Origin of the sequence: Actinomadura sp. 1N219 (assembly GCF_044326405.1) — a bacterium.
In the GTDB taxonomy this organism is placed as follows: domain Bacteria; phylum Actinomycetota; class Actinomycetes; order Streptosporangiales; family Streptosporangiaceae; genus Spirillospora.
The window spans coordinates 131,024-143,226 of the sequence record NZ_JBIRAY010000003.1 but is presented as its reverse complement, the minus strand read 5'-3'; the positions used below and the strand labels follow the sequence as shown (position 1 = coordinate 143,226).

The 12,203-nt window shown below is 74.9% G+C and carries 11 protein-coding genes; 4 read left to right on the top strand and 7 right to left on the bottom strand.

What is annotated here, in order from left to right; translation table 11 throughout:
• Positions 1-23 precede the first annotated feature (23 nt).
• Both ACH35V_RS12790 and ACH35V_RS12785 read right to left on the bottom strand, forming a co-directional pair.
• Positions 24-593, bottom strand: a complete 570-nt coding sequence (locus ACH35V_RS12790) for a TetR/AcrR family transcriptional regulator (protein ID WP_395972219.1) — start codon at positions 591-593, stop codon at positions 24-26.
• A gap of 70 nt (positions 594-663) precedes the next feature.
• Positions 664-999 (bottom strand): SPW repeat protein, encoded by a 336-nt coding sequence (locus ACH35V_RS12785; RefSeq protein ID WP_131962309.1) that lies wholly within the window; start codon positions 997-999, stop codon positions 664-666.
• A gap of 156 nt (positions 1,000-1,155) precedes the next feature.
• On the opposite strand from ACH35V_RS12785, the gene ACH35V_RS12780 reads away from it, so the two are divergent.
• Positions 1,156-2,751 (top strand): adenylate/guanylate cyclase domain-containing protein, encoded by a 1,596-nt coding sequence (locus ACH35V_RS12780; RefSeq protein ID WP_395972218.1) that lies wholly within the window; start codon positions 1,156-1,158, stop codon positions 2,749-2,751.
• Position 2,752: 1 nt separating this feature from the next.
• On the opposite strand, the gene ACH35V_RS12775 is transcribed toward ACH35V_RS12780, so the two are convergent.
• The 4 genes from ACH35V_RS12775 to ACH35V_RS12760 form a co-directional block, all read right to left on the bottom strand.
• Positions 2,753-3,385, bottom strand: coding sequence for an MBL fold metallo-hydrolase (locus tag ACH35V_RS12775; RefSeq protein WP_395972729.1), 633 nt, complete (start codon positions 3,383-3,385; stop codon positions 2,753-2,755).
• Positions 3,382-4,467 carry an S-(hydroxymethyl)mycothiol dehydrogenase gene (locus ACH35V_RS12770; RefSeq protein WP_395972216.1) on the bottom strand — a complete coding sequence of 362 codons (1,086 nt, stop codon included), beginning with the start codon at positions 4,465-4,467 and terminating at the stop codon, positions 3,382-3,384. The genes ACH35V_RS12775 and ACH35V_RS12770 overlap by 4 nt, the downstream gene beginning before the upstream one ends.
• 112 nt (positions 4,468-4,579) lie before the next feature.
• Positions 4,580-5,155: an AAA family ATPase gene (locus ACH35V_RS12765; RefSeq protein ID WP_395972215.1), complete on the bottom strand. Its 576-nt coding sequence runs from the start codon at positions 5,153-5,155 to the stop codon at positions 4,580-4,582.
• A gap of 159 nt (positions 5,156-5,314) precedes the next feature.
• Entirely contained in the window at positions 5,315-5,980 is a 666-nt protein-coding gene (locus ACH35V_RS12760; RefSeq protein WP_395972214.1) for an MBL fold metallo-hydrolase, read from the bottom strand.
• A 190-nt stretch (positions 5,981-6,170) separates the two neighbouring features.
• Here ACH35V_RS12760 and ACH35V_RS12755 point away from each other — a divergent pair, with 190 nt between their 5' ends.
• From ACH35V_RS12755 to ACH35V_RS12745, 3 genes are all read left to right on the top strand, one after another.
• A complete protein-coding gene (locus ACH35V_RS12755; protein WP_395972213.1) occupies positions 6,171-6,665 on the top strand; it encodes a hypothetical protein in 495 nt (164 codons plus the stop codon).
• Between the two features lie 4 nt (positions 6,666-6,669).
• A complete protein-coding gene (locus ACH35V_RS12750) occupies positions 6,670-10,566 on the top strand; it encodes a tetratricopeptide repeat protein (RefSeq protein WP_395972212.1) in 3,897 nt (1,298 codons plus the stop codon).
• A 96-nt stretch (positions 10,567-10,662) separates the two neighbouring features.
• Entirely contained in the window at positions 10,663-11,385 is a 723-nt protein-coding gene (locus ACH35V_RS12745) for a Crp/Fnr family transcriptional regulator (RefSeq protein WP_395972211.1), read from the top strand.
• A 43-nt stretch (positions 11,386-11,428) separates the two neighbouring features.
• On the opposite strand, the gene ACH35V_RS12740 is transcribed toward ACH35V_RS12745, so the two are convergent.
• Positions 11,429-12,175 (bottom strand): maleylpyruvate isomerase family mycothiol-dependent enzyme, encoded by a 747-nt coding sequence (locus ACH35V_RS12740; RefSeq protein WP_395972209.1) that lies wholly within the window; start codon positions 12,173-12,175, stop codon positions 11,429-11,431.
• Positions 12,176-12,203: the final 28 nt, after the last annotated feature.

Here is a 12,203-nt window from a genome sequence, read left to right as displayed (position 1 = left end):
CGACCCCGTTCCGCGTTGGCGCGCTAGGCGCCGAGGGCGCGGGCGATCAGTTCGGCGACGGCGTCGGGATCGATGTGCTGGCCGGTGAGCCCCGCGAGGTTCTCCTGGTAGATCAGGACGGCCGTGAACGTGGCGGCGGCCGCCTCCAGGCGGGCCTGGTCGCCGCGGGCGCCGGGATGGGCCAGCTCCAGCGCGCGGCGGGCCCGCAGGAACACCTCGGAGTTGAGCCGCCCGAGCCGCTCCCGGACGGACTTGTGCGTGTCGGCCTCGCGGAACAGGATGCGGCGCATCGCGGGGGAGGCGTGCAGGGGCAGCCGCCGGGCCAGCCGCGACAGCGTGCCCGCCGGGTCGCCGGGGACGGCCTCCACCGCGGCTTCCGGGCCGTCCGGCAGCTCCTCGACGAACGTCCGCTCGTCGACCAGCGCCACCAGCACGTCGATCTTCTGCGGGAAGTAGTGGAACACCAGGCCCTTCGGGACGTTCGCGTGCCCGGCGATCCGCGCGGTCGAGCTGGCCTCGTAGCCGCGGTCGGCGAACAGCGCCTCGGCGGCGTCCAGGATGCGGGTCCGGGAATCGGCCGTCGGCTCGCTCATCGGCACCGTCCCCCCGCACGCCCGAGCGGTCCCGGGCGCGAGCGCGCCCGGGACCGTCCCGGAGTCTCGATCAGGCCGCGGCCTCGCCGCCGCGCGCCTGGGTGGCTCCCCACACGCCGACGATAGTAGCGACACCGCCCGTGATCCACGCCGTCCACGCGGCGGCGTCCGAGCCGTCGAAGCCGAACGCCCACGGCGAGACGAAGATCAGCAGTGCGAACGCGGTCGCCGTCCAGGCCGTGGGGCCCGCGCTGCCGAGCAGCGCGTAGAGGCCGGCCATGGCCAGCAGCGCGCCGAGCACCATGAGCGGCTGCTGACCGGCGTTGTCGCCCCACAGCTCCGGGGCCAGGAGGGCGACGAGGCCGGCCAGGAAGGCCACCCCGTCCTGCCACGCGAACTTCTGCATTCGGCCACCTCCGCGGGGTCGGGATACTCTCTCGCTCCAGATGTTCCCTGACTGACCGACCGGTCAACCTTCCGTGGCGGCGTGACCAGCCCCTCCCCGAGGTGACGGCATCGGGACCGGGAGATATACGGATATCACCGGATAATCTGCACGCTCATGGAGACCGACACGGCGGAGCCGACGCCACCGCGGCCCAGGCGCACGCCGTTCGGCCCCCTCTGGCGGCTCATCGACGGCGGCCCCGGCGACTCGCGCGCCCAGATCGCGCGCCGCGCCCGGATCCTGGTGACGATCGCCACCGGGCTCGCCAACCTCGTCGGCGCGCTCGTCGTGCTGGCGTTCGCCGTCCTCGTCCCCGACCCCGTCGGCGACGTCTCCGACCGGCTCCGGCTCGTCAACCTCGTCGTCTTCATCGCCTACGTCGCCGCCGCGATGCCCGTCGGGCTCCTGCTCGGCGAGCGGTTCTTCCGCCGCGTCCGCCGCCTCGTCGAACGGCACGAGGAACCCGACCGGCACGAGCGCTCCCTGCTGCTGTACGGACCGCTGCGGCTCATGTCCGTCCACCTGACCCTGTGGGGCATCGGGACGGTCGGCTGGGTCGTCATCAACGCGCCGTTCTCCGGGCTGCTCGCCGTCAAGCTCGGCCTGACGAGCCTGCTCGGCGGCCTCACCACCTGCTCGGTCGTCTACCTGCTGACCGAACGCCTGCTCCGCCGCGCGGTGACGACGGCGCTGCGCAACGAACCGCCGCGCCGCACCGGCCTGCCCGGCGTCGTGGCGCGTTCCGTGCTGGCCTGGGGGCTCGGCACCGCCGTCCCGATCCTCGGGCTGATCACGGTGGCGGTCGGGTCGTTCCTCATCGCCCGGGTCACCGTCCGGGACTTCGCGTTCGCCGTCCTCGCGCTCGGCGGCATCGCGCTGGTCGTCGGCCTCGGCGTCACCTACGGCGCCGCCCGCGCCATCGCCGACCCGGTCGAGTCCGTCCGGCTCGGCCTGGCCCGGGTGCGGCGCGGCGACCTGGACGTCGAGGTGCCCGTCTACGACGCCAGCGAGGTCGGCCTGCTGCAGGCCGGGTTCAACCACATGGCCGCCGGGCTGCGCGAGCACGAGCGCCTCCGGGACCTGTTCGGCCGCCAGGTCGGCGCGGACGTCGCCCGCGTCGCCGTCGAGCGCGGCATCGACCTCGGCGGCGAGCTGCGCGAGGTCGCGGTCGTGTTCGTGGACATCCTCGGCTCCACCCGGCTCGCCGCCGACCGCCCGCCGGGCGAGGTCGTCCGGCTGCTGAACGACTTCTTCGCCGTGGTCGTCGAGGTCATCGGCGCGCACGGCGGCTGGATCAACAAGTTCGAGGGCGACGCCGCTCTCGCGATCTTCGGGGCGCCGCTCGACCTGGACGGCGCGCACGGCCGCGCGCTCGCCGCGTCCCGCGAGCTGGCCCGCCGGCTCCGCGGCGACGTCCCCGCGCTGCGGGCCGCGATCGGCGCGTCCGCGGGCGAGGCCGTCGCCGGGCACATCGGCGCGGAGGAGCGCTTCGAGTACACGGTGATCGGCGACCCGGTGAACGAGGCCGCCCGCCTCACCGACCTCGCCAAGGGCACCGAGGAGCGGGTGCTGGCCGCCGGGTCGCTCGTGGAGCGCGCCGGCCCGGACGAGGCCGCGCACTGGACGCTCGGCGACGAGGTCACCCTGCGGGGCCGGACGCGGGCCACGCGGCTGGCGTCGCCTCGTCCGGACGGGCGGGTCACGTCCTAGGTCAGTGGCCTCGGGCTATCCATTCGTCCAGGTGCGGGGCCTCGGCGCCGATGGTGGTGGAGTCGCCATGGCCCGTCCGCACCTCGGTGTCTTCGGGCAGGGTCAGGAGGCGGCCGCGGATCGACTCGATGATCGTCGGGAAGTCGGAGAACGAGCGGCCCGTCGCGCCGGGGCCGCCGTTGAACAGGGTGTCGCCGGAGAAGACCGTCCCCAGGGCGGGCGCGTGCAGGCAGACCGCGCCGGGGCTGTGGCCGGGCGTGTGCAGGACGGTCAGATCCGTCCCCGCGACCGAGATGACCTGGCCGTCGGACAGGTCGCCGTCCGGGGACGCGTCCGGGTGCTTCTGCTTCCACAGCATCAGGTCGTCCGGGTGCAGCAGGACGGGCGCGCCCGTGAGGGCCCTCAGCGCGGGCGCCGCGTCGATGTGGTCGTCGTGCCCGTGCGTGGACACGATCGCCACGAGCCGCCGCCCGCCGAGCGCCGCCGCGATCGCGTCCGCGTCGTGCGCGGCGTCGATCACGATCGCCTCGGTGTCGTCGCCGACGATCCAGACGTTGTTGTCGACGTCCCAGGTGCCGCCGTCCAGCGAGAACGTCCCGGACGTGACGACATGGTCGACGCGGGCCGGCATCAGAGGACCACCACCGAGCGCAGCACGTCGCCGTGATGCATCTTCTCGAACGCCGCCTCGACGGCGTCCAGCCCGATCGTCTCGGACACGAACGCGTCCAGGTCGAGGCGTCCTTGCAGGTAGAGGTCGATGAGCATGGGGAAGTCGCGCGAGGGCAGGCAGTCGCCGTACCAGGACGACTTCAGCGAGCCGCCGCGTCCGAACACGTCCAGGAGGGGCAGGTCGAGCCGCATCTCCGGGGTCGGGACGCCGACGAGCACCACCGTCCCGGCCAGGTCGCGGGCGTAGAACGCCTGCTCGTAGGTCTCCGGACGGCCGACCGCGTCGATCACGACGTCCGCGCCGAACCCGCCGGTCAGCTCCCGGACGGTCTCGACGACGTCCTTGTCCTTGCCGTTGACGGTGTGCGTCGCGCCGAGCGAGGACGCGGTGGCGAGCTTCCGCTCGTCCAGGTCCACCGCGATGATCGTCGCGGCGCCCGCGAGCCGGGCGCCGAGCACGGCCGCCGCGCCGACGCCGCCGCACCCGATGACCGCGACCGAGTCGCCCCGGCCGACCCCGCCGGTGTTGATCGCCGCGCCGAGCCCCGCCATCACGCCGCACCCGAGCAGCCCGGCGACCTCCGCCTTCGCGGCCGGGTCGACCTTCGTGCACTGCCCGGCGGCGACGAGGGTCTTGTCGGCGAACGCGCCGATGCCGAGCGCGGGGGACAGTTCGGTGCCGTCCTGCAGCGTCATCTTCTGGGCGGCGTTGTGCGTGTCGAAGCAGTACCAGGGGCGTCCGCGCAGGCAGGCACGGCACTGGCCGCACACCGCCCGCCAGTTCAGCACCACGAAGTCGCCGGGCTCGACCTCGGTCACGCCTTCGCCGACGGACTCGACCACCCCGGCGGCCTCGTGCCCGAGCAGGAACGGGAACTCGTCGTTGATCCCGCCCTCGCGGTAGTGCAGGTCGGTGTGGCAGACCCCGCACGCCTGGACCGCGACGACCGCCTCCCCGGGCCCGGGATCCGGGACGTTGATCGTCTCGATCCGCACCGGCCGCCCCTTGCCCGGTGCGACGACCCCGCGTACCTGCTGCGCCATGCTCCCGCCTCTCGTCGTCTCGGTGTCCCACGACCTTGTATATCCGGTCGCCGGGGGGAGCACGTCGAGCGGGGGCGGGCCGCCGGGCCCGCGGCAGGCGAATCGGGCCGCGTCAGACGAAGTGGATGGTCTTGAGCCGGTCGGCGGCGTCGCGGTCGAGGACGGTCACGCCGGTCGCGGGCGGCAGCGGCCCGCCGTCGCGCGCGCGCTCGACCAGGGGGTACCAGCGGCGGCAGTGGCGGGCGAACGTCGCGGCCGTGACGACGCGGCCGCGGGCGACCTGCCCGGCGCGGGCCGTCTCCGGGTCGACGTCGAGGAGGATGAGGTGCAGCCGGTGCCCGCGCCGGCGGGCCAGCCACGCGAAGAAGTGCAGGATGTGCGGCCACGTGCCGCGCGTGTGCGCGACGACGCCGTGGCCCGCGAGGATCGCGCGCCCGATCCGCCACACGTGGGTGGAGTGGATCAGCGGGGTCCGCAGCCGGCCGGGCAGGGGGCGCAGGATCCGCGCCCACCAGTTGCGCGCCTGGCGGGAGTCGATCACGCGGACGTCGCCCGCGGGGACGGGGGCCGTCTCGTCGCCGCGCAGGCCGTAGAGGCGGTCGAGCAGGGTGGTCTTGCCGGCTCCGGGGAGCCCGGCGACGAGCACCAGGGAGCCCGCCGGGTAGCACAGGACGGGTCCCGGGTCCACCGCTTGGAGTTCGTGGATGGTCGTCTCCCGTATCGGCTTTCTCGGCCCGAGGTGTGGTTGGAGCAACGAACGCTCACGAGCGCTTGTTCCGTCGCGGACGCGGGGATCACCGGCCCCCGATCACCGGCCCCCGATCACCGGCGCCGGCCGCGTTCCCGGTCACCAGCCGCGGGAGCGCCATTCGGGCAGCGAGGGACGTTCGCGGCCGAGCGTCGAGTCCTTGCCGTGGCCGGGGTAGAACCAGGTGGCGTCCGGGAGCCGGTCGAAGACGCGCTCCTCGACGTCCGTGAGCAGCCGCTTGAAGCGCGTCGGGTCGCCCCAGGTGTTGCCCACGCCGCCCGGGAACAGGCTATCGCCGGTGAACAGGTGCGGGCGCTCGGCCAGCTCGCCGCCGGCGTCGTACAGCAGCGCGATCGAGCCGGGCGTGTGGCCGCGCAGGTGGATGACGTCGAGCGTCGCGCGTCCCACCCGGACGGTGCCGCCCTGCTCGACGGGCTCGGCGACGGGCTCCGGCAGCGGCTCGGCGTCGCGGGGATGCGCGACGACGGGGGCGCTCGTGGCGCGCACCACCTCGCTCAGCGCCATCCAGTGGTCCTGGTGGCGGTGCGTGGTGACGATCCGCGCGAGCGGCCCGTCCCCGATCAGCTCCAGCAGCCGGGACGCCTCGTTGGCCGCGTCGATCAGCAGCTGCTCGCCGGTGGCGGTGCAGCGCAGGATGTAGGCGTTGTTGTCGTAGGGGCCGACCGCCACCTTCGTGACCGTCAGCCCGGGCAGCTCCCGCACGTCGGGCCGGCCGCCGACGTCGACGTTCCCGGTGTAGGTCATGGGGGTCCTTTCCCGTCGGTGCTCGCGATGACCATCTTCCATCATCGGCCGTCGCGACCACCCCGGCCCTCCCGAGACGCGAATGAGTCGCCAGACGCAGCCGAACCGTGCGCTCACGGACGGACGTTTCCGTCTTGCCGCCGCATGATGGTCAGTGGAAGATCGTGTCCACTGGTGAGGACGGTGAAGGTTGGTTACCGCGTTCCGTCCCGGACCGCCGGACAAGGAGACGCCGGAGGACCTCCTCCAGCACGCCTGTACGCTGGTCCGGCTCTGCGGCCGGGACTCCGCCGTCGCGGCGGTGTTCCTCGCCCTGGTCCTGGTGGGGACCGTGTCCCGGCTGGCCGCCGGCCCGCCGGGGCCGGCGGCGCTCGCGCTGCTCCCGGTGGTGGCCGGGGCGTTCGCCGTCTCGGCCTCGTACGCGATCCGGTCGCGGCGGACGCTGGTGTCGGTGCTCGCCGGCGTCCGCGGCCGCACCGGCTCGCCGGTCGACCCGGGCGTACCGTGGACGCCGTTCGGGTCGGCGGCCGCGCTGGACGACCGGGTCCGGGACGCGGAGCTGCGGCGGCTGCTGTCGGCGGCGCACCGCTGCGGCGAGCTGTCCTGGCAGGCCGTCGCGTGGGCGGTGGCGACGTCGGTGCTGTTCCTGTTCTGGACGATGGCGGCGGCGATGACGGGAGGGTGACCGGGTGACCGACGACGTTCCCGCCGGGGGGACCGGCCCGCGGGCCGATGCCCTCGGCAGGGAGGCGCCCTCCGCGCCCCGCTTCAGCCTGGACGTCCGTCCGGGCAGCTTCTGGGAGCGGCTGGCCCCGACCGACCGGCAGGCCCTGCGCGCGATGGGCCGCCGCACCGACATCCCGCCCGGCGGGATGCTGTGCCACCAGGGGTCGGTCGCGCCCGCCGTGTACGTGGTGTTCAAGGCGTCGCCGCGCGCCGCCAGCAACGCCGTCGCCAAGGAGTTCGTCGACTCCAGCGACGGCGACGAGTCGATCATCGACCTGTTCGGGGCGGGGGACCTCGTCGGCGTCCTCGGCCCGTGGGGGCATCCGCAGCGCGGCACGGTCGCCGCGCTCGACCACGTCGCTGCGCTGCGGGTGGACCGCCGCAAGTTCCGCAGCCTGCTGGCCGCCAGCCCGCAGGTCGCCGAGGCGATGATGCACGCGATCTCCGAGAGCGTCACGTTCGGCGGGCGGCGGCACGCGGTGCGGGTCGCCGACCATCCGCAGCGGCTCGCCTACCACCTGCTGGAGCTGGCCCACCGGTTCGGCGAGCCCGCCCCCGGCGGCCAGGGGACGCGGATCCCGCTGAAGCTCAGCCAGGCGGAGCTGGCGAACTGGGCGGGCATCTCGCGCGAGACGCTGGTGCGGTGGTTCCGGCTGTGGCGGTCCAGGGGGATCCTCGACCGCAGGCCGCGGCCGCTGACCGTCCTCGACACCGAGCGGCTGCGCCGGGCCGCGAGCCCCTGGGGGGACGAGTGGCCCGCCGCGGAACGCGAGCCCGCGCGCGAGCCGGAGGCCGAGGCCGCCGCCGGGATCGCGGCGCGCGAGCCGGTGCGCCTCGAAGGCGGCGGGTCGCCGCAGGTCCTGCTGCCCGCCGACAACCCGTACTTCGCGGGCCGCGCGATCAGCCTCGGGAAGCTGGACCTGCTGGTCGGCCAGTCCGAGTGGCCGCGCGCCGTGCTCGTCCAGGGGATGGCCGGGGTCGGCAAGACCACCCTCGCGCTGCACTGGGCGCACCGCGTCGTCGACCGGTTCCCGGACGGCGTCCTGTTCGCCGACCTGCGCGGCACGCGCCGCAGCCCCGTCACCCCGGCGGAGGCGATGGGGCAGGTGCTGCGCGCGGCGGGCGTGCCCGGCGACCAGCTCCCGCGGACGGAGGCCGAACTGGCGGCGCAGTGCCGCTCGCTGCTGGCCGACCGGCGGATGCTGCTGATCCTCGACAACGCGTCGCGGCCCGAGCAGATCAGGCCGCTGCTGGCCGCGGCGACGTCCGGGCTGGTGGTCGTGACGAGCCGGCGGCGGCTGCCGGACCTGCTCGAAGGCGCCGACATCCGGACGCTGGAGCTGCGGGAGATGGCCACGCAGGAGGCCGTCGACCTGATCTCCAACGTGCTCGGGCCGGGGGACGCCCGCGTCCGGGACGAGCACAAGGCCGTCGTGCGGCTCGCCGGCGAATGCGGGCACCTGCCGCTGGCGCTCGGCGTCATGGCGGGACGGCTGGCCGAGAACCCCGGCGAGTCGATCGCCGCGACCGTCCGGCAGCTGGCCGAGCGGGACGCGAAGGACGCGCCCCCCTACGGGCCGGGCCTGACCGGGGGCGGGCTGAGCGAGGGCGCGTCGCACGGCTCGTCCGGGCCGGGGCTGCAGGCCGTCCTCAGCCCGACGTTCGACGTCGCCTACCGCAGCCTGCGCAGCGACCAGCGGGAGGCGTTCCGCAGGCTCGGCCTCATCACCGGCCCCGACTTCACCCCCGCCGCGCTCGCCGCCCTCCAGGACCGGACGGTCGACGAGGCCCGCGAGTGCCTGGAGGGGCTCAGGCAGGCCTACCTCGTCCACGACGTCCGGCCGGGCCGCTACCGGATGCACGACCTGCTGCGCGACTTCGCCCGCCAGCGCGGCCTGCGGGAGGACTCCGACGGCGAGCTGATGGCGGCGCAGCGGCGGCTGCTCGCCGGGTACCTCGCCGAAGCGCGCGGGGCGGGGGCGGCGCTGGCGATGCGGCCCCGTCCGGCGGTGCACCGGAGGGAGGCGCGGAGCCGTCCGGCCACCGCCGCCGAACGCGTGGCCGGGCTCGCCTGGTTCGAGTCCGAGCGGCGCAACCTCGTCGCCGCCGTCCACCAGGCCGCCCGGCTCGGCCTGCACCGGACGTGCTGGGAGCTCGCCGACGCCCTCTTCGACTTCCAGGAGTTCCGGCGCTACAGCGAGGACAACATCGCCGTCCACCAGGCGGGCCTGCACGCGGCCCGCACCGAGGAGGACTGGGCGGCCGCGGCCGTGATGCTGCACAACCTGGCGATGGCGCACTTCGAGCTGGGCGGGTCCGTCCAGGCCATCGGGTACGGGGAGGACGCGCGGCGCGGGTTCCGCGCCGTCGACCCGCCCGACCGGTACGGGGAGGCGGTCACCCTCGCGACACTCGCCGACGTGCACGTGGCACTGGGCCGCTACTTGACGGCGATCCAGCACGCCCGCCGCTCCCTGAACATCCACGAGAAGCTGCGGGACGAGGGCGGAGACCTCGGCGACGGCGGAGTCGCCAAGGGCCACGACACGCTCGCCCGCGCCCACCTGGGCCTCGGCGACTACGAGAAGGCCCTCGACCACGCGGGCAAGGCGCTGCGCGTGCGGCGCCGGGTCGACGACCAGCCGGGCGTGGCGGAGACGCTTCTCACCGTCGCGCAGGTCCACCGGCGGCAGGGGAACGTCCACGAGGCGGTGTCGCACGCCCTGGAGGCCCTCTACATCCGGCAGGAACTCGCCGACATGCACGGCGCCGCCCAGGCACTGACGGAGCTGGCGCGCATGAACGCCGCGCTCGGCCTGCGCGACATGGCGCAGCAGGACGCCGAACAGGCCCTCCGCACCTACCGGGCCCTGGGCGCGCGCCACGGCGAGGCCCGAACGCTGACCACGCTCGGCATGCTCATGTGCGACGCCACCAGGTTCGCGGAGGCGTTCACCTACTGCGGGCAGGCGCTGCGCCTGCACCGCGACACCAGCGACCGGCACGGCGAGGCGGAGGCGCTCGCGCAGATCGGGATCGTCCACTGGCGACTCGGCCGGTACCGGGAGGCGCGCGAGCACCTGCTGCGCGCCGTGGAGATCCGCCGCGAGATCGGCGACCAGCACGGCGAGGCCCACGACCTGGAGCACCTGTCGGTCGTCATGCGCCGCCTCAGCCGCCACCAGGAGGCGTTCGTCCTGGGCCTGGAGGCCCTGGACCTGTGGCACCAGCTCGGCGCGCAGGGCGGTCTGGCCGGGACGCTCGGCAGCCTGGCCCGCACCTACTCCCACCTCGGCCTGCCCGCGGACGCCGAGCGCGCCGCGCGGCAGGCGCTGAAGATCCGCGAGGACGGCGGCGACTGGTACGGCCTCGGCGTCGGCATGGACACCCTCGCCGCCGTGCTCCGCCGCGCCGGCCGCCCCGAGGAGGCCCTCGAACGGGAGCTGGAGGCGCTGCAGTACCTCCGCGAGGTCGGCGACCGGCACTCCGAGGGCACCGCGCTCGTCCACCTCGCCGTCATCCACCTCGACCTCGGCCACGCCGACGAGGCGCTGGAGACCGGGCGGCGCGCCCTCGACCTGGCCGCCGAGCTCGGCGACACCCGCGAGCAGGCGTACGCGCTGCACACCATGGCCCGCGCGTCGCAGCTGCTCGGCAAGCACGCCCGCGCCACCGAGCACGTCAACGCCGAGATCGTCATCCGCCGCGACATGGACGACCAGCGTGGCCTGCGGCGGGCCCTGGAACTGCTCCGCGACTCCCATCTCGCCCTCGGCGACCAGGCCGCGGCGGCCGACTGCGTCCGCCGCGTCCGCGCCCTCGACAGCTGGCTCGAATCGGATCGATCACTCGACATGTGACATAAGACCTAGTCCATCGACGCAGCGCCGCGTTCACTGGACCGTGACGGACCGCGCGGGACCTCGTCCCGACCCGGGTTCGGCGGAGGAGGCGAGATGGAGACCACCCGGTTCTGGGACGTGCTGCCCGCGCGCGCCCGGGAGGCGCTGCTGCGGGCCGGCGCCCCGGTGGTGATCAGGCCGGGCGCGTTCCTCATGCGCGAGCACACCCGCGCGTCCCAGGTCTTCGTGCTGCGCGCCGGGGCCGTCAAGGTGTGGGTGGACCGCGACGGCGACATGGCCATCCTGGACGTCCTCGGCCCCGGCGACCTGGTCGGGGAGATGGAGGCCGTGGACGGCGGCGTCCGGCACGCCAACGTCGAGGCGATGACCCGCGTGGAGGCGCTCGTGCTGCCCGCCGCGCGGTTCCGGACCGTCCTCGACGCGCATCCCGGCTCGGTGTGGGCGGTCGCCGCCGTCCTGTCCGAGCGGCTGCGCGACTCCAACGACATGCGCGTCGCCCACTTCCCCGACGACCCCGAGCGGCGCCTCGCGACGCGGCTGCTGCGCCTGGTGGCGCGCTTCGGCTCCCCGGTCAAGGAGGACCGCCCGGACGGCCCGGCCGACGAGCCGGACGCCGTCGTGGACGAGGGCGGCGTCCAGGTCAAGGTCCCCGTGTCCCAGCAGGACCTGGGCCGCTGGGCCGGGATGGGCCGCCGGAAGGTCGCGCAGATCCTCGCGGCGGAGCCCGTCCGCGGCGGGCTCACCGTGGCCCGCAACTCGATCGTCGTCCGCTCCGTCGACGCCGTCCACCGGCTCGCCGGCCACGACACGGACTGACGGACCGAGGGCCAGAACCCGGCGGGGTCAGAACCCGGCGGGGTCAGAACCCGGTGGTCTCGTGGGGCCACGGCGGCGGCTTCGGCAGCGGCCCGTCCGGACGGATCGTCACCCCGGCCCCGTCCGAGCGGCCGCTCAGCCAGCCGAGCAGCGCCCGCCCCGACCCGGACGCCTCCGGCCCGCCCGGCGCCCAGCCCAGGTCGGCGGACTCGCCGGAGTCGGTCGCGGTGATCCGGTGCCCGGCGAGCTCGCCGCGCAGCTTCTCGGGCAGCGCGGCCATGTCCGTCAGCGTCCTGCCGAGCGCCCACCGGACGTAGGACTCCGGCCAGTCGGCGGGCCCGTACCCGGCGGCGAGGTCGACGTGGTGCGCCTCCACCTCGTGCCAGCGCCGGTACAGCGTGAACCAGGCCGGGTGCGGCCAGCCCTGCATCGCGCTCACCCGCACGTTCCACGCGTCCTCGGGCATCGTCCGCGCCTGCTCGGCGAACCGGGCGGCCGTCGCGCGGACGTCCTCGATCAGCTCGTCGCGCCCGCGTCCGGCGCCCGCCTCCAGGTCGGCGTTGCGGACGTCCATGCTCGGGTACTGCGGGATCTCCACGCCCGTCCGCGCCCATTCGAGCAGGTTCCACAGCGAGTCGGCGTTGCGGGCGATGTGGGTGGCCACATGGCCGCGGCTCCACCCCGGCAGCGCCGACGGGGCCCGCAGGTCCTGGTCACTGAGCCCCGACAGCGTCCCGATGATCCGTTCCATGCCCGGATCCAGCTCGTCGACGACCTCGCGCCAAGTCATGAGACCCTCCCTAGCCCAAAAAGAGCCT